A 17,482-nucleotide genomic window follows, 5' to 3' on the forward strand; every position below is an offset into this window, starting at 1 on the left:
CTCCCCATCATTCACGGGTGCAAGAGCCGCGGCAAGGGTCCGGTCGCCGGGCGCGTGAAGGGAGCGTGAAATTTGTGGTGGATGGCATCTTCCTGGGACGTGGACGCACCCGCCCCGCAGAGTGCTCCTTGGCTGCATCGGGACGGCGCTATCTATGAGGGCCGCGAGATGTGCTCTGCTGCCGGGAACCATTCTGCGGGCCGGTGGCTCCGCGCTCCCAGCGGTAGAGCCATCCTTTGGGGGCGATCGTTCCGGCGCGCCGGAGGAGATTCTTCCTGAATTCAATGCCTTCTCCGATCCATAAGCCCCCTTACCCCCATGCGGCTTTCAAAGAAGCAGCGTGAGGAGTGAGGGGGCATCGCCCAGGACCGTATTGACCGCCCGGTCCATCTTTTAAAGGCGGAGTGTATCCGTCCGTGCTGTTGCAATGGTGCCGGAGCTTGGAACCACCCGGGAGCCGCAAAAACGGGCCGCCGGACCGGAGGGGCTAGAGAGCCCGTCGGGACTCCCAATGATTAGCAGAAACGGACGGTTTCGTCAACCGGGGGGACTGAGCAGGCGAACAGTGGCGACAGCCATCGGGGAACGCTCGACCGCTCAGAGGACTGAGCGGACCACCTTTGTGAAATTTTCTGTCCGCTCTCATCCCGCTGCGGTGTGATCCCTGTGATGATGGCAGACGAATCCGCCGAATTGCTGCACCAGTTCAACCGCCACCGCTCGGAGGCGGCCTTCCGCGCGCTGGTCCGCTGCCACTCCCCGCTGGTCTATGCGACAGCCTTGCGGCGGTTGAGCGGCGATCGGGAGGCCGCGCGGGACGTGATGCAGGAAGTCTTCACCCTGCTGGCCCGCAAGGCGACCGGACTGCAGGTGGCCAGCCTCGGCGGCTGGCTGCATCGCCAGACCTGTCGCCGCGCTTCCAATCACCGCCGCTCCGAACAGCGCCGCAAGCAACGCGAACTCGCCTCCGTGCAAGCCATGGCCGACTCCCATTCTTCCGCTGCCGATCACGAAGCAATCTCCGGCGAGATCGACGAGGCCCTGCTCGCCCTGCCTTCAAGCGACCGCGAGCTGCTGGTGCAGCGCTTTTTCGGCGGACAGGATTTCCGGGCGGTGGGAAGCAGCCTCGGCATCAGCGAAGAAGCCGCCCGCAAGCGCGTGGCCCGGGCCTTGGAACGGCTCGCCGCCATGCTCCAGCGCCGCGGAGCCGTGACCGCCGCCGGCACGCTCGGACCCGCGATGAGCGCGATGGGCAGCACGCCGGTGCCTGAGGCCTTGGTCGCGCAGATTTCATCCCAGGCGGTAAGCGCCCTTCCCGCCGCGGGCTGGCTCACCGTGGCAGAATTGGTGCGGCCCTTTCTGGCCGGGGTCGCGCTGGTTTGTCTAACGGCTAGCGGCTTGCTGGTCCTTCAGGCGCGGAAGACAAGCCCGCCTCCTCCGGCCCCGGCATCCGCGGCTACCGCGCCCCGCAGCCCGGGGCTCACCGCCCTGCTCCGGTCGGCCGAGGAAGGGTCCATGGAAGACCTCATCGCCGAGATCAAGCGCACCCGCTCCGGTCCGGGCCACGCGCTGACTTCCCTGCGTCTCGGCGCGATCCTCGATCGCATCCCGCTCGACCGCGTGCCGGATTTCATGGAACTCGCGGGGAAGAAGCTCACGGTCGATGATCGAAGCGCCTGCTATAAGCCCTTGTTCACGCGCTGGCTGGAAAGCGATCCGGATGCCGCGCTGGACCTCCTGCTCACGGGCCGCCACTCGGAGCACGTGGATGAGGGCACCTCGACCTACCTGTTAGGAAATCTCTTCAGCGAGTGGGCGGAGAAGGACCTCCAAAAGGCAGAGGCCTGGCTGGCCCGGAATTGGGCACACGAGGGCTTGGACCGCTTCGCTTACGGCGGTCCTTCCCGCGACAGCTTCGCCATGGAGGTGGCCGATACCTACATGTGGCGGCAGAGCGGCAAGGCGGCAGTGGATTACATCATCTCGTTGCCCTCGCGCGAGGCTCAGGAACAATGCCTCGAAGGCCTGGCCGGGACGCGGCCCTATGCCAGCGCCTGGATGAATGTCGGCGCCGACCGCTTGACCGAGCTCTACCGCGCGCTTGCCAACTTTCCGGATGCCCGCCTGGCGGCCGTGACGAAGCAGCAGTTATGGGAGTCTCTCAACCGGACCGAGCCGGACAAAGCGGCGCAGATGATCGAGGCGCTGGGCCCGCGCGAGCGCTTCGAGGCGTCGCTGGCCAAGACGGGGATCTATTCGCAGTTGAAATCCATCACGAAGGGCCTTGGACATGCCCGGACCCTGCACTCGGAGGAGGTGGACAATTCGCAGGCCGGCCCAGCCGACTCGCTGGCGCAGGGATTGGCCGCGGGGATTCCCCGGCAGGAGGTGCTCACCGCGATCGGCACGGCACTTTTGCAGAAACCGGAACTCACCGCGGCGACCGTCGCTTGGTTGGAAGCCTACCGCGATGAGATTCCGATGGACGAACTCCTGATCGACCGAATCGGCGAATTCGAAGCGCAGGATGAGATGACGACCCTCCGTCTGGCGGCGAGGCTCGGCGATCCCGGGCAGCGCCTGCAGTTGTCCCGGGCTGTGTTTCGCCGGGCGCTCGCCTCGAGCAATCGGTTGGCACCGAAGAACATTCTGGATAGCCCCGATCTCCCCGCGGATCTGCGGGCGGAATTCCAAAAGCTCAACGAGCCCCAGCCATGAAGCGCCAGACTCTCAAGGGCACTGCCTTCCTCCTCGCCTGTCTCGCGACTGCGGGGCTGTGGCACGCCTTTTGGCCTGCTCCACCCGCAGCAGTGGCAAGCCCGGAGGCAGCCACGCCAGCACCGGTGAAGACCACTCCCGATGCCCGGGCGCTGGTGGCGGAATTGGCCGCGACGCAGGACAAGCAGCAGCGCATGAGCATCGCGGCGCGACTTCTCGAAATTCCCGTGTCGGAGATTCCCGCGCTGCTCGATTCGATCACGGTGATCGAAGGCCATCAGCTCAGCCTCGCCGCCAAGACACTGCTGATCCGCTGGGCTTCCGTGGATGGCCGGGCGGCGGTGGCGTGGGCTTGGCCCCACCTGCGGGAGAAGGGATTTTTCCCCCAAGCCATGGCCCAGATCGGACCGGCGTGGGCTTGGCAGAATCCGCGGGAGTTGGCAAAGTGGGCCGGCGAACAGTCCATCACGGAGGGAGCGCAGGATCCATTCGGCACAATCTCCTTGGAAGACACGCTGGCCTCGGATTCGCCGCTTCTGAATTCCGAGCAATTCTCCAGAATCGCCGCCTCGATTGCAAGGGATGAGCCGCGCCTGGCGTTCGGGCTCCTGATCAAGGCCCGCGCCTACGGCAACGACGACATCACCGCCTCGCTACAGAGCGTCGAGCAGATCCGCGAGGCGCTGCTTGCCTTCGACAATCTCGAAGGCCTCGACTACGAGTCACAGAACTTCATCAGCGGGCCGGAGCGGACCGCCAAGGCCCTGTTCAGGCGCTGGTGCGAACTGGACAGGAGCAGCTTCGAGGCGTCCGCGTATTCCAAGCTGGTGACGATTCCGAATCACGAGAAGAGCATGAGCAAGTGGGCCAAGTGGCGGGAAGCGCCCGCCGAAGACCGCTTGGCCGGTGCCACCGCCCTGCTCGCCACCGCAGATGAAGCAGCGCGGCACGAGACGGTCGGGGGCCTCGCCAGAGACTGGGCCGCGAAGGATCCCGCGGGTTGCCGGGCTTGGCTGGAAACGCTGCCGGGCGAACTCCCCGCCGCCGGGGCGCGCTATTTCATGACCGCGGTCGCCGCGAGCGACTTGGCCGGGGCGGTGGACTTCAGCGAGGACATGCCGCCTGCGGTCCGCCAGAACTGCCTGGCCGATGCCCACAGGCTCTGGCGCGCCGCGCATCCGGAAGAAACCGTGGACACCAGCGGATGGAGCGAGCCCTCGGTCGAGGCTTGGGAGGACCTCGACGCACTCTGGCAGACCACACGCCGCTGATCGGCTGGACGCCGCCATCCGGGTGGGGCAAATTTCCCTGTCCGATTCCGGAGCGCGGGCGGTGCTTCCCTTATTGATGAGCGAGGATTCCAAGGAGCTACTGGAGAGGTTCGTGCGGCAGCGCTCGGAGGCGGCCTTCCGCGAACTGGTCCGCCGCCACTCGCCGCTGGTCTTCGGCACGGCCCTGCGGAAGCTAGATGGCGACCGCGCCGCTGCGCAGGATGTGACCCAGGAGGTCTTCACCCTGCTGGTGCGGAAGGCGGCTGCCATTGAAGGCGGCGGACTCGTCAACTGGCTCTACCGCCAAGCCTGCCGCCGGGCCTCGAACCAGCTCCGCACCGAGCGCCGCCGCAAGAACCGCGAACTCGTTTCCGCCACCGCCGCGGGCAGCGCTGGCGAAGAGCACGGACTGGATTCCCTGGGCGGCGAACTCGACGACGCGCTGATGTCGCTCCCCTCCTCCGACCGCGAGGCGCTGGTGCTCCGCTACTTCGAACAGCGCGATTTCCGCACGCTCGGCGGCAGCCTGGGCATCAGCGAGGAGGCCGCCCGCAAGCGCGTGAACCGCGCCTTGGAAAAACTCTCCGCGATGTTGAAGCGTCGCGGCATCGCCTTGGGCACATCCACGCTGGGGACGACGATGAGCGGCATGGGTGCCACCGTCGTCCCGGAGGGCATGGTCTCCACCATCTCCGTGCAAGCGCTGAGGTCCCTGCCAGCCGCCGGAAGCCTCGCGATCCTCCCTCTGGCGAAATCGATCCTCGCCGGCAGTTTGCTCACCTCGCTCGTCGCCGGTGCCAAGCTCGCCGCGGACCGGCAGGAGCCTTCACCGGCGCTTGCCGTGATTCCTGCGGCTTCTGACACCGCCGCCCGCAGCATGCGACCGGAGATCCTCGGCGAGTTACCGCCCGACTCCTCCTTGGAAGCGGTGATCGAGGAGATCAAGCGAGTGCAAGCCGGCCCGGCCAATTCACTTGCCCGCCTGCGCATCTCCGCGATCCTGGAGCGGGTGAGCATCGCCCGGATCCCGGAGTTCATCGCCCTGGCAAATACCCGGCTCAGCCTCCCCGAACGAGCCTCGACCTACGGGCGCCTTCTCGACCGCTGGTGCGATAGCGATCCGGAAGCGGTCACGAATTTCGTCCTGCGGGAGAAGGTCGGCGAGCAGGTGGGAGAAGGGGGTAGCTCCCTTCTCAACGATGCTTTCCACAACTGGGTCCGACAGGATACCCCGGCTGCTTCGGCCTGGTTGATGGCCCATTGGAATGATGAGGAAATCGGCAAGAAGGCTTTCTACGGCACTTGGCGTACTTTCTTCAGCCTGTATGTCGCGGAGAAAATTTTCATCCGTCAGGAAAGCCCGGCGGAGATGCTGGCCTTCATCCGCACGCTCCCTTCCGGGCAGGAGCAAGCGGAGGTATTGCGCGGTCTCTGCGGCGGCTCGACCTGGCATGACACTCTGGGCAAATCCGATCTCAAGAAGCTGCTTGAATTCCATCATGCCCTCAAGGCCCTGCCCGACGAGAGCCTGCGCCGCGAAGCCACGGCGGACTTGTGGAAATTCGTCGCCACCACACGGCCAGGGGAAGTCGCCGGGCTGCTCGGCACGCTGGAGGCGCCCGATCGTTTCGCCGTGAGCCTCGGCCTGCTCGGTGTTTACCAGCAGCCCGACGGGCGGGAGGAGATGCTCTCCGGTGGCATGATCGAAAAGTCCGAACCGGTCAGCGACCGGACGGAGCGCGAGAAGGCCGCGATGGAAGCCGCTGCCGCCGCTGGCTTGACCCACAGCGAAGCGCTCAGCGCCATCGCCCCGGAAATGCTGGAGACCCTCCGGGGTGACGAGCGCTACGCATGGCTGGATGCCCATCGCGGCGACTTGGAGATCGACTCCTGGCTTGCCGAGAAAACGCGCGAGGCCGCCCGCGGAATGGCCACCGTCAATGGCGAGTCGCCGGAGATGGAGGCGATCGCCTGGGCCTCGCGGATCTCCGATCCCGACCTGCGCTTGCGCCTGTCCCGCGCGGCCTTCCGGCGCATGTTCGCCCGCGATCCCAAGGGCGGCATGAGCTATCCCGCGAACGAAAAATTGCCAGCCGATCTGGCCATGGAATTCCGGAGGATTATCGCCGAAAACCCATGAAGGCATCCTCCCAAAAAGCACTTGCCTTCGGCATCGCGACCGGCGTTTCGGCTTGGGCTTGGTCGCACTTCTGGCCGCAGGCCGCAGCAGAGCCATCCGCGTCTTCCCCGGCTTCGGCACCAATCGTTCGCATCGCGGCTTGGAGCGATGGGGAGATCCGGTCCGCCCTTCACGCATGCGCTGCCGCGGCCAACAATACGAAACGCATGCAGGCGGCGATGCAACTCGGCAAGATTCCGGTGGGCAGCATCCTGGCAGCCCTCGAAGCGGAGCCGCCGGTCAAGGATCGTGAACTCACGCTCGCCGCGAAAGTCCTGCTGATCCGCTGGGCAGGTAGCGATGGCAATGCGGCGTCCGCTTGGGCTTGGAAAAACTTCCGTTCCGGCTCCGGATACGGTCTCTGGGATGAAGCCCTCCGCGAGATCGGCCCGGCATGGGCATGGCACGATGCCGCGGGCCTGCATCGCTGGGTCATGGCCTGCCAGCACGTGGGAATGGAAGAAGTCAGCCGGGATACCGCGAAAGCCAGCGAGAAACCGATCCTCGATTTCAGCCAAGTGAGCGAGATCTGCCGCTGGCTCGCCCCGGAGGAGCCGCGCCTGGCCTTCGAGCTTCTCCAGACCCGCAATGGCTACTCTTCGGAGGATCGCCTGATCGGCATGGATTTCAACCTCACTCAAGTGAAGGAGGCGCTGGAAGCCTTTCCCGATCTCGACCAATCGAAGCCCGGTGTCTTCCGCGATTCCGAGATTCACGCCCAGCGTCTTTTGTCCCGCTGGCAGGAACTGGATCCGGAGGACTTCGCCCGCTCGCCCTATGCCCATCTCCACCTCGCCAACCCCTATGCCGCGAGCACGCGGGCGCTGGTGGAATGGAAGACGCAAGCCCCGGCAGAGCGGGCCGCGGCGGCCACGCGCCTGATCGATGCCCTGAGAAACCGCGATGGAATAAAGACGGTGGATGCCTGGGGCGAACTACCGGTCGGAGCCGCGACCATGATCCAAGCGGGCATCGGCATGATCGCATCGAGTTGGGCTACAGAAGATCCTGTCGCGGCCTCCGAATGGATCGAATCCTTGCCCGAAGCCGAACGAGCCTCCGGCTACCGGGTCGTGGCGGCCGCTGCCGCACCACGGGATTTGGATCTCGCCCTGTTGCAAGCGGAGAAGCTTCCGAGCGCCAGCCGCATGGGAGCATTCGTCGAGGCCTTCGATTCATGGTCCAAGGCCAATCCTGGAAAGGCACCGGATGCCACGGGCTGGAGCGAGCAACGGCATGCCGCTTGGGAGGATCTGAAGTTCCTCAGCGAGTAGGCCCGTTTTACGTGATCCGACAGTCCCGACGCGGCACCGACGGACGGCCACCCGGGACCGTATTGGACACGAAAAGATCGAGGCAACGCCCCTGCTTCAAACCACCACGGCCTCGCCGGACTTCCTCCGCCACGCTCCCGCCACCATCCCGATCCCGCCGACCACGAAAATCGCCGGGAACCAGAGGGAGTAGCCCGGGGCCTTCGATTCCTTTTCCAGCACCGCTTGCTCCGGGTTTTCCGGGTTCACGTGGCATTCCTGATTCGAGCCTTCAGGGTATTTCTCGATGTAGGCTTCTGCCACGTCCGTCTTGGAACTCCAGCCGCTGCCGCGCAGCCGCACCAACTCGCTGGTGTAGCTTTGGTCATCCCGGACGTAGGCGTATTTCACGGCAAAACGGCGCTCGGGCGGGCTGTTCGGATCGATCTGGCGATCCTGGATGCCGGATTCCAAGATCACGCAGGGCACCACCGGCCAGTGGTCCTCAGCCCGCGCCCGCTGGAAGCTGCGCCACATCAGCCAACAGAACACCGCACCCGCCAGCGTCAGAGCCAGTCCGATGAACGACAAATAAACCCGGGTAGCGATGGAAGTGCCGGCCACGCGCTTGCCATAGCCTCCTCCCGCCCGACGCGCCACCGCTTTCCCGCGACCGCGGAACGGCGTCTCCTGATTCTGAAGATTTAAAACCGCGAATGGACGCGAATGGACGCGAATTCCGGACAGGTTATGGAACCCGACCGCTGCCGTTTGTCTGACGGTCAGGTCTTCATTCGCGTCCATTCGCGTCCATTCGCGGTTAAAAATCAAAATATGACTCTCCCTACCCTATCGAGGATTCCACTTCCCCGGCGCGGCCCGGGAGGCTACCTAGTCCCTCCCATGAGCGACCTCGCCAGCCGAATCCCCGAAGATCTGAAAGCCGCGATGAAGGCCAAGGACACCGTCGCCCTCGCCACCATCCGCGCGCTCAAGACCGCGATGACCAACGCCTCGATCGAAAAAGCGGGCCTCGGCGCGCCGCTCGACGATGCCGAGGTCACCGCGCTGATCCGCAAGCAGATCAAGCAGCGCCAGGATTCCTTCACGCAGTTCACGAATGCCGGTCGCGAGGAACTGGCTGCCAAAGAGCAGGCCGAGATCCTGGTGCTAGAGAATTATCTGCCGGCCAATCTTACCGCCGAAGAGATCACTGCGATCGTGGAGGCCGCCGTGGCCGAGCTCGGCGCGAGTTCGAAGGCGGACATGGGCAAGGTCATGAAGCTGGCCCAGGAACGCGCCGCAGGACGCGCCGATGGCAAGCTGCTGTCGCAGGAGGTCGCCAAGCGCCTTTCCTGAAATGCGCTGCGCCGCCATCATCGTCGCCGCCGGAGGCAGCCGCCGCATGGGCTTCGACAAGCTCGCGGCGGAGATCCGCGGCGTGTCCGTGCTGCGTCGCAGCGTGGATGCTTTCATGGCGGTGGACGCGGTCACGGCGGTGATCGTGGTGGCTCCGGAGGATCGTTTCGAAAGCCTCGGCACGGATTTCCCGAAACCGCTGCATCGGGCCGATGGCGGCAAGGAACGCCAGGATTCCGTCGCGAATGGCTTGGCCCTCGTGACGGAAGATCTGGTGGCGGTGCATGACGGGGCGCGGCCGCTGGTTTCTCCCGCGGCGATCCTGTCTTGTATCGAAGCTGCCGCTGACAGCGGTGCCGCCGCGCTGGCCCGCCAGGTCACGGAAACGCTCAAGCGCTCCGATGCCGGTGGCCTCGCCCGCGAGAGTGTGAGCCGGGAGCAGCTGTGGTTCATGGAGACCCCGCAGGCCTTCCAAACCGCGCTGCTCCGGAACGCCTACGCCACCGTCCGCGAGCAAGGCCTGAGCATCACCGACGAAGTCTCGGCCATGGAAGCCATCGGCGTGGCCACCAAGCTGGTGCCCTCCCCTTCCCCGAATCTCAAGATCACCGTCCCCGCGGATATCGAACTCGCCAACGCCCTGCTGCGATGAACCCGGCTACCTACGAATCCCTGGTCCTGCCTTCCGGATTCCGCCTCGCGGTTTCCACGCTGCCGCAGAGCGAATGCGCGGCCTTCTCGATCCACCTCGCCGCGGGCAGCCGCGACGACTTGCCGGGTCTCGCCGGCACCGCCCATTTCGTCGAGCACATGGTCTTCAAAGGCACGCCGCGCCGCGATGCCCGGGCGATCAGCCTGGAGGCGGAAGATGCCGGCGGTTCGCTGAATGCCTGCACCACCGAGGACCAAGTGGTTTACGAGGCCCGTGGCGATGCGGACGCCCTGCCCTTGCTCGCGGACATCACCGCGGACCTGGTCTGGAATGCTTCCTTCCCTACAAAGGAAATCCCCCTCGAACGCGAGGTCATCGCCGAGGAGATCGTGATGTATCGCGAGTCCCCCGGCGATCACATCGGCGACCTGATCTCGGCGGCCCTGTGGTCGCCGCATCCGCTCGGGGAATCGGTCTCCGGCAGCGAGAAAAGCATCAAGGGAATCAAGAAGGCCGAGCTCGCCGCCTTCCGCGACCTGCACCATTTCCGGAACGACACGGTCATCTCCGTCGCCGGTCCTTTCACGCCGCAAGCCGTGGCCGAGATGCTCGCCGCCCACCTGCCGCAAGCGCGGTCCATCGTCGCCTCGCCACCGGTCGGTGACTTGCCGAAGCCCGGCCACGTGATCGACGAGCGCGATACCGACCAGCTTCAGCTCGCGCTCGCCTGGCGCACGCCCGGTCGCACCGATCCACGCCGCCACGCGCTGCGTTTGCTCTCGATGATTCTGGGTGAAAGTGCGGGCTCGCGGCTTTTCCAGGAACTGCGCGAGAAGCGCGGCCTCTGCTATCATGTCTCCTGCGATGCCACTTTCTTCGCCGAGGCGGGCTCCTTCGAGATCCATACCGGCCTCGCGCCGAAGGGCCGGGCGGAGGCCATCGGCTGCATCGAGCGCGAGTTGGAAGACATCGCCGTGAACGCCCCGCGTCCGGAAGAACTGGCCCGCGCCCAACGCCTCGCCGCCAGCCAGATGAAGATGGCCATGGAGAGCACCGGTGCCCACGCCTCCTGGGCCGGCGATAGCCTGCTGCAATACGGCAAGATCATCACCCCCGCGGAAGCGCTCGCCACCTGGCTGGCCGTGACCGCGGAAGAGATCCGCGACGCAGCGGCTGAGCTTCTGGCTGGCGAACGGGCGATGGCCGAGATCCGGCCGTGAATGGCGGGAGTGCGGCGGGCAGACTACTTTGCTTGCCCTGGCCACCCCGGCTTCTCCATCCTGTCAGGATGAATCGCCGTGATTCGCTCAAGCTCGCCGCCGTCGCTGGTGTCTCTTCCTTCGTCCCGAGCGTGCTGGCCCAAGCCGCCGCTCCCGCGCCGGGTCCGCTGCGCATCCTGATCCTCGGCGGTACCGGCTTCACCGGGCCCCACCAGGTCCGCTACGCCCTCGCCCGCGGTCACAAGCTTACCCTCTTCAACCGCGGCCGTCGTCCGAAGGAGTGGCCCGGCGAGGTCGAGGAGTTGGTCGGCGATCGCGACAAGAACGATTACAAGGCCCTCGAAGGGCGCGAGTGGGACGTCTGCATCGACAACCCCACCAGCGTCCCTTTCTGGGTCCGCGATGCCGGCAAGGTCCTGGCGGGCAAGGTGAAGCAATACATCTTCATCTCCACCGTCTCGGTCTATGCCGATACCTCGAAGCCGGGCATGGACGAGACCACGGCCCTGCACACCTACGAGGGCCCCGACGCGATGGCCGAGACCAACGAATCCATGCGCGCCAACATGGCCCTCTACGGCCCGCTGAAGGCGGCCAGCGAGCGCGAGGCGGAGAAGCAGTTCCCCGGGATCACCACCATCCTCCGCCCGACCCTCATCGTCGGCCCCGGCGATGAAACCGACCGCTTCACCTATTGGCCGGCGCGGATCCAGAAAGGCGGCGAGGTCCTGGCCCCGCCGCCGGCGGACCCTGTCCAGATCATCGATGCCCGCGACCTGGCCGAGTGGACCATCCGCATGGCCGAGCAGCGCAGCTTCGGTGCCTTCAATGCCTGCGGGCCCGATTACGAACTCGGCATGGGGGCGATGCTTTACGGCATCCGCGCCGTCACCACCGCGGGTGCCAAGTTCACCTTCGTCAGCGCGGATTTCCTTCAGGAACAAAAGGTTGCACCCTGGGGTCACCTGCCGGTCTGGGTGCCGGGCCAGGGCGACTCCGCCGGCTTCGCCCGGACCAGCATCGCCAAATCCCTTGCCGCCGGCCTGAGCTTCCGGTCGCTGGCGACCACCACCGCCGACACCTTGGAGTGGTTCAACGCCTTGCCCGCCGAGCGCCGGGCGAAACTGCGCGCCGGGATCAGTGCCGAGCGCGAGGCCGCGCTGCTTAAGTCGTGGCACGAGAAGGATAAATAGCGAGGCCCACGGGCCATACGGAATTTGTCTGACAAATCCCGCTTGCGCGATGGGGCGCTAGGCGTAGCTTCGCGCACCCGAACGGCCAAGACCGTGTCCGCGGCGCCCGGAATCCGGCGTCCAACCCTCGTAGACCCGATGACCATCCAACCTCTCCGCTGTGGCGGAACCAGGGGGCAGTTGCTTGCCCTCGCCCTGCTCGCTCCGATCACCCAAGTCCATGCCGCGGACGGCACTTGGAACTCCAACGCCCCGGGCAACTGGAGCGATTCCACCAACTGGGCCGGCGGCGTCGTTGCTTCCGGTTCCGGAGCAATCGCCGATTTCAGCACGCTGAACATCACCGGCGATCACGTCATCAATATCGATGCGCCCTTTACCATCGGTACGCTGATCTCGCAGGACCTGACCAACGCCAGCAATTTCTGGACCTTCTCCGGAGTCGGCCCGCTCACGCTTGATAACGGCGTTCCTCAGCCGGTTATCAATGTCCTGAACCGCCCTCCCGTCCTTTCCGCGCCGCTTGCCGGCACCAACGGTCTCTCGAAGACCGGCGCAGGCTTCATCACGCTCTCCGGTAACAACAGCGCGCTGAGCGGGGTCTTGAACCTCCAAAACGTCACCGGTACCAATTCCTCCGGTCTCGGGCTTTCCGGCACCCAGGCGCTGGGCGGGATGACCACCATCAACATCCTCGGCACCGCCACCACCGGTCCCTACCTCGGCCTCAGCAATAACATCGTTATCGGCGCGGGTATCACCACCAATATCAGTTCCCAAGGCGGCAATGCGGGACCTGCGGGAGCCATCCGCAGTGAAGGCGGAGTTGACGTCACCAACGTCATCAACGGCCCGATCAACATCACCGGCCCCGGCGTCCGCGTCGGTAATACCGCCTCGAAGCTGCTCGAACTGAACGGGGTGATCACCGGTGGATCCAACGGGCTTATCTTCCGCACCTCCGTTAATGACGGCATCCACGTCACGAATACCGGGAACTCCTGGGGCGGCATCACCAACCACTCGGAAGGCATCCTGTGGTTCAAACCGGGTACCCTGCCGGACACCACGGCCCTGATCATCGCCGCGTCGGCTGCCGGCACGGTCCACACCAGCGGCACCTTTACCCGGCCCCTCGGCACCGCCGCCGGCCAAGTCCGGCTCGGGAGCGCGGAAACGAGCGTGAATGCCCGTCCGCTCGGCCTGACCGCCCGCGGCGGCGATCTGACGGTGAACTTCGGCGGTGCGGGTGCGGAGGTGTTCTTCAACAACTTCACGACCAGCACCACCGGCACGCCGGGCACGATCAATACCAATATCTTCAACCTCAACGGAGCCCAAGGCACCCACAAGCTGACCTTGGCGAACCCGCTGAACCTGAACGGTGCTGCACGCACCCTGCAGATCAATACGAATACGGTCGAGCTCACCGGCGGCCTGACCGGTGATGCTTTCACCTACACCAAGACCGGCGCGGGCATCCTCAGTCTGCCCTCCGCCAGCACCTGGCTCGGCGATCTCAGCATCGGCAGCACCGGGGACTCGGTGAATGGCGGCATCGTCCGTCCCAGCCATGTGGAGGCCTTCGGCGCTCCCGGCACGGTCAAGAACATCAATGCCCTGGGTAACAACCGCGGCACCTCGATCGTGGAACTCAGCGGCGGCCTGACGATCGATGCGGACAAGACCCTGCGCTTGTATGGCAAGAACTTCGCGATGACTGGTGCCACGGGCAGCGGCTTGCAGCAATCGCTGCGCAACGTCTCCGGCGACAACGCCTGGAACGGCAGCGTCCTCATCTTCAACCAAGGCGGTTCCTACGCGCTGGAGAGCCTGGCGGGAACCCTCACCGTCGGTTCCGACCCTGCCACGACCTCCGTCATCCGCAATGACGTGGCCAGCAGCAGCCGCACCCTGTCGCTCTACGGTCCGGGCAATTTCGTCATCCACAACAAGATCTCCGACAACGGCGCGGCCAATATCACTCTGAACAAGAGCGGCACCGGCAACCTGACGATCGCGCGCTCCGACAACGACTTCGATACCGCTCCGAATCTGTTCGCGGGCACGACCGAAATCAGCTCGCTCGGGAGCACCGGAATCGGCAGTTCGCTCGGTCTCGCGGGTTCCTTCAATCTCGGTTCGACCCTGCGCTACACCGGCACGGGTGAAACCTCGGATCGCACGCTCAGCCTGTTGCCGACCGGCGGCACGCTCGATGCCTCCGGCAGCGCCGCTTGGGAACTGACCTCGACGACGTTCAACCACAATGCCGGGGTCGCCACGACCGTCACCGCGCCCTTCGCGATTGGTGCCACGGAACTGGTCCTGAATGAAACCGCCGGCATCGCCGTTGGCCAGACGATCGCCCTGACCGTCGCCAACACTGCCATTCCTGCGAATACGACGGTTACGGCGGTCAATGTGGACACCCGCACGGTGACCCTCAGCAATCCGACCACCGCAGCTTCCACCAATGGCCTGGGCATCACCATCGGCGCACCGAACAATATCAGCCGCACGCTGACGCTGACCGGTGCCAATACCGGCGGCAATTCGCTCGCGGCACCGCTGGCCAATCCGGCTGGCACCGGCTTGCTCGGCGTGACCAAGGAAGGCCCCGGTTCGTGGACGCTCAACGGCTTCACCCAGACCTACACCGGTCCGACCACCGTCAACCAGGGGATGCTCGGCTTCGACGGAGCCTTCCCGGCAGCCAGCACGCTCACGGTCGCTCCCGCCGCCACCCTGGCGCTGGCGAATGTGAGCTTGCCCGTGAATCCCGGTACCGGCCTCGCGCTGGATATCGATGGCTCACTGGCGATCACCGGCCCGGTCTATATCACCCTGCCCCAAGCCGCCCCGACCGGCCCGCAGACGGTCCTGGAGTATGCCTCGATCAGCGGCGCTGCCAACCTGACCTCGAACTACCGCGGGACCGCCTTCACTTCCGGTGCGACCTCGGCCAGCATCAACACCTCGGCCGGCATCCCGCTGACCTGGGCCGGGAGCGACTTCACCTGGGACACCAAGCTGACCTCGAGTTGGAAGAACGCCGCCAACGCTCCCCAGACTTTCTTCTGGGGCGATCCGGTGCGCTTCGATGACTCCGGCTCCCTCCAGCCCTTCGTCAGCATGTCCGGCGAACTGCGCCCGGCATCCGTGACGATCGATACCGATATCGTGACTTACACTTTGGACGGCAACGCGGGCTTCCTCAGCGGTCCCTTCCACCTGACCAAGGCCGGCACCACCACCACCCTCCTCGGCGGTGCGAATACCTTCACCGGCGGCATCACGATCAACGAAGGCGTTCTCAGGTCCACCAGCACGCAGGGCCTCGGCGGCATCGGCAATGCCATCGCCATCGCCAGCGGGGCTCAACTCGACGTGGGCGGCACCATGAACGCCAACCGCGACTACGATGTCACCTTGGCCGGCACCGGCCCGGATGGCAGCGGCGCGATGGTCAATACCGGAGCTAGCTTCACCAACGGCGTCCGCTCACTGAACTTGACCGCGGATGCCACCATCGGCGGCACCGGGCGCTTCGACGTCCGCCCCTCCGTCGCGGGCACCGGGACCGTTGATCTTGCCGGCTTCACGCTGACCAAGACCGGCGGCAACCAGATCGGGCTGATCGACTCCTACCTGACCGATGGCACCATCAATATCAACGAGGGCATCCTCTCTTTCACCCGCATCGCCGATAGCGGTGTGGGCGAGGTCAACGTCAACTCCGGTGGCACGATGTGGTTCGAGAACTACACCACGGGCAGCTTCAGCCGGCAGATCAACCTGAACGACGGCGGCACCCTCCGGCTGCTGGGCAGCAACCTGACCTCCCCCTCCAATGTGGTGTTCACGGGAAGTCCCACCTTCGATGTCGCAGGCGGAGCTTCGCTGACCTTCAACAACGCCGTCACCGGCAATGGCGCGGGCAACCTGATCAAGTCCACCGGTGCCGGCCTCCTGGCCCTGACCGGCACCGTTAGCTACCCCGGCACCACCACCATCGGCGGCGGCACCCTGGTGATCGGCAGCCAGGCCATCCCCGCCACACTCGGTGCCGGAGAGGTGATCAACGACGGCACCCTGGTGCTCAACCGCGGCGACACCGCCTACGTGGTGAATAATCCGATCAGCGGCACCGGCGCTTTGACCATCGGCCAAGTCGGGGCCGGTAGCAACCCCGACTCGCTGGTCACGGTCACCGGTGCGAACACCTTCGCCGGTAACGTGACGGTGAACTCCGGTGCTCTGAAAATCTTCAATGTCGGCGCCCTCGGCACCGGAGCGAAGACCATCACCATCACCAACGGCACCAATGGGCAACCGCAGCTGCTGCTCGACGGCAGCGGCGGCAACATCAGCCTGCCCGCCGACATGTCCTTCGTAACCAGCAGCACCAATCCGGCGCGTCCGGCCATCGGCAACCTGGCGGGTGACACCGTCGTGGCGGGCCCGATCACCCTTGCCCAAGGCGGCGGTAGCACGGCCATCTCGACCTTCGGCGGCACCCTCTCCCTCAACGGGAACATCGCTGCCAACGTCGCCAACCGCCGTCTCATCCTCGGCGGGACCGGCGGTAGCGGCACCGTCAATGGCGTGATCTCGAACGGTGTGACCGAGCCCTTCGGCCTCGACAAGGTCGGCCCGCTCACCTGGACCTTGACCAACGCGAACACCTACACCGGCACCACGGCCATCACTGAAGGCACCCTGCTCGTCAACGGCAACCAAGGCCTCGCCACCGGTGCGGTCAGCATCGCCAGCGGTGCCACCCTCGGCGGCACCGGCACCGTTGGTGGCAGTGTCACCGCCGCGGCCGGTTCGACCATCGCCCCCGGCACCGGGATCGGCACCTTGGCGACGGTCGCCGCGGTGATCCTTGACGGTAGCCTCGCCATCGAACTCGACTCGACCACCTCCGACCGACTCTCGGTCGGCGGCTCGCTCGACATCGACGGCGCGGCGCTCAATGTCAGCCTGCTCGGTGCCGCCACCCAGCCGGCCTACATCATCGCCTCCTACGGTGTGCTCAGTGGCAGCTTCGGTTCCACCAGCGGCATCCCGTCCGGCTACGTGCTCAACTACAACTACAACGGTGCCAGCCAAATCGCGCTGGTGCCCGGCACGGACGCCTATGCAGGTTACGAAACCGCCAACGGCATCGTCGGCGCGGGGTCGAACACCGACTCCGACAACGACGGCATCGCCAACGGCATCGAATTCGTCCTTGGCACCGATCCCTCCGGTCCAGGTTCCGACTCGAGCGCGCTGCTGCCCGCCAGCACGATCGACACGACCTACCTGAACGTCGTCTACCGCCGCACCGATGCTTCGCTGTCGTATAGTCCCCTGGTGGAATACGGTAGCGCGCTCGCCGGCTGGACCACGGCGGTGAACGGTGTCAACGGCGTGATCATCACCCCGGAGGACGACTTCTTCGGGGCGGGCATCGACCGCGTCACCGTCAAGATCCCGCGCGCCCTCGCCGCCCCCTCGGCCAAGCTCTTCGCCCGCCTGCGGGTGAACATCCCCTGAGCCTGTAGCGCCCTTACTCCGGTCGAATTCCCAAAGCCTCCCGGGCCATCCGCCCGGGAGGCTTTTCTGTTTCGCGCGAGGGGTCCGCCA

10 protein-coding genes are annotated in these 17,482 nt (G+C 65.6%); 9 read left to right on the plus strand and 1 reads right to left on the minus strand.

Annotated features, from left to right (window positions below; translation table 11 throughout):
- Positions 1–669: 669 nt before the first annotated feature.
- The 4 genes from ABWK72_RS03920 (at position 670) to ABWK72_RS03935 (ending at position 7,442) form a co-directional block, all read left to right on the plus strand.
- Positions 670–2,718 (plus strand): RNA polymerase sigma factor, encoded by a 2,049-nt coding sequence (locus ABWK72_RS03920; protein WP_367873485.1) that lies wholly within the window; start codon positions 670–672, stop codon positions 2,716–2,718.
- Positions 2,715–3,989 (plus strand): hypothetical protein, encoded by a 1,275-nt coding sequence (locus tag ABWK72_RS03925; RefSeq protein ID WP_367873486.1) that lies wholly within the window; start codon positions 2,715–2,717, stop codon positions 3,987–3,989. Before ABWK72_RS03920 ends, ABWK72_RS03925 begins: the two co-directional genes overlap by 4 nt.
- Before the next feature lie 76 nt (positions 3,990–4,065).
- A complete protein-coding gene (locus ABWK72_RS03930; protein ID WP_367873487.1) occupies positions 4,066–6,129 on the plus strand; it encodes an RNA polymerase sigma factor in 2,064 nt (687 codons plus the stop codon).
- Positions 6,126–7,442: a hypothetical protein gene (locus ABWK72_RS03935; RefSeq protein ID WP_367873488.1), complete on the plus strand. Its 1,317-nt coding sequence runs from the start codon at positions 6,126–6,128 to the stop codon at positions 7,440–7,442. Before ABWK72_RS03930 ends, ABWK72_RS03935 begins: the two co-directional genes overlap by 4 nt.
- A gap of 96 nt (positions 7,443–7,538) precedes the next feature.
- Here ABWK72_RS03935 and ABWK72_RS03940 read toward each other — a convergent pair whose 3' ends face one another.
- Positions 7,539–8,045: a DUF3592 domain-containing protein gene (locus tag ABWK72_RS03940; RefSeq protein WP_367873489.1), complete on the minus strand. Its 507-nt coding sequence runs from the start codon at positions 8,043–8,045 to the stop codon at positions 7,539–7,541.
- A 279-nt stretch (positions 8,046–8,324) separates the two neighbouring features.
- On the opposite strand from ABWK72_RS03940, the gene ABWK72_RS03945 reads away from it, so the two are divergent.
- The 5 genes from ABWK72_RS03945 (at position 8,325) to ABWK72_RS03965 (ending at position 17,392) form a co-directional block, all read left to right on the plus strand.
- Positions 8,325–8,780: a GatB/YqeY domain-containing protein gene (locus tag ABWK72_RS03945; RefSeq protein WP_367873490.1), complete on the plus strand. Its 456-nt coding sequence runs from the start codon at positions 8,325–8,327 to the stop codon at positions 8,778–8,780.
- 1 nt (position 8,781) lies between these two features.
- Positions 8,782–9,432 carry a 2-C-methyl-D-erythritol 4-phosphate cytidylyltransferase gene (gene ispD, locus ABWK72_RS03950; protein ID WP_367873491.1) on the plus strand — a complete coding sequence of 217 codons (651 nt, stop codon included), beginning with the start codon at positions 8,782–8,784 and terminating at the stop codon, positions 9,430–9,432.
- The gene (locus tag ABWK72_RS03955) at positions 9,429–10,652 is read left to right on the plus strand and encodes a M16 family metallopeptidase (RefSeq protein ID WP_367873492.1); all 1,224 of its coding nucleotides are present in this window, start codon (positions 9,429–9,431) and stop codon (positions 10,650–10,652) included. Before ispD ends, ABWK72_RS03955 begins: the two co-directional genes overlap by 4 nt.
- 68 nt (positions 10,653–10,720) lie before the next feature.
- Positions 10,721–11,845 carry an epimerase gene (locus ABWK72_RS03960; protein WP_367873493.1) on the plus strand — a complete coding sequence of 375 codons (1,125 nt, stop codon included), beginning with the start codon at positions 10,721–10,723 and terminating at the stop codon, positions 11,843–11,845.
- Between the two features lie 138 nt (positions 11,846–11,983).
- The gene (locus tag ABWK72_RS03965; RefSeq protein ID WP_367873494.1) at positions 11,984–17,392 is read left to right on the plus strand and encodes a beta strand repeat-containing protein; all 5,409 of its coding nucleotides are present in this window, start codon (positions 11,984–11,986) and stop codon (positions 17,390–17,392) included.
- Positions 17,393–17,482 lie beyond the last annotated feature (90 nt).

Source organism: Luteolibacter sp. Populi, from assembly GCF_040801775.1.
Taxonomy (GTDB): Bacteria; Verrucomicrobiota; Verrucomicrobiia; order Verrucomicrobiales; family Akkermansiaceae; genus Haloferula.

What these genes read in the sequence shown, in the direction of transcription:
- ABWK72_RS03965 (WP_367873494.1), top strand. Translation starts at nt 11,984, where the DNA reads ATGACCATCCAACCTCTCCGCTGTGGCGGAACCAGGGGGCAGTTGCTT.
- ABWK72_RS03945 (WP_367873490.1), top strand. Translation starts at nt 8,325, where the DNA reads ATGAGCGACCTCGCCAGCCGAATCCCCGAAGATCTGAAAGCCGCGATG.
- ABWK72_RS03955 (WP_367873492.1), top strand. Translation starts at nt 9,429, where the DNA reads ATGAACCCGGCTACCTACGAATCCCTGGTCCTGCCTTCCGGATTCCGC.
- ABWK72_RS03930 (WP_367873487.1), top strand. Translation starts at nt 4,066, where the DNA reads ATGAGCGAGGATTCCAAGGAGCTACTGGAGAGGTTCGTGCGGCAGCGC.
- ispD (WP_367873491.1), top strand. Translation starts at nt 8,782, where the DNA reads ATGCGCTGCGCCGCCATCATCGTCGCCGCCGGAGGCAGCCGCCGCATG.
- ABWK72_RS03920 (WP_367873485.1), top strand. Translation starts at nt 670, where the DNA reads ATGATGGCAGACGAATCCGCCGAATTGCTGCACCAGTTCAACCGCCAC.
- ABWK72_RS03925 (WP_367873486.1), top strand. Translation starts at nt 2,715, where the DNA reads ATGAAGCGCCAGACTCTCAAGGGCACTGCCTTCCTCCTCGCCTGTCTC.
- ABWK72_RS03960 (WP_367873493.1), top strand. Translation starts at nt 10,721, where the DNA reads ATGAATCGCCGTGATTCGCTCAAGCTCGCCGCCGTCGCTGGTGTCTCT.
- ABWK72_RS03935 (WP_367873488.1), top strand. Translation starts at nt 6,126, where the DNA reads ATGAAGGCATCCTCCCAAAAAGCACTTGCCTTCGGCATCGCGACCGGC.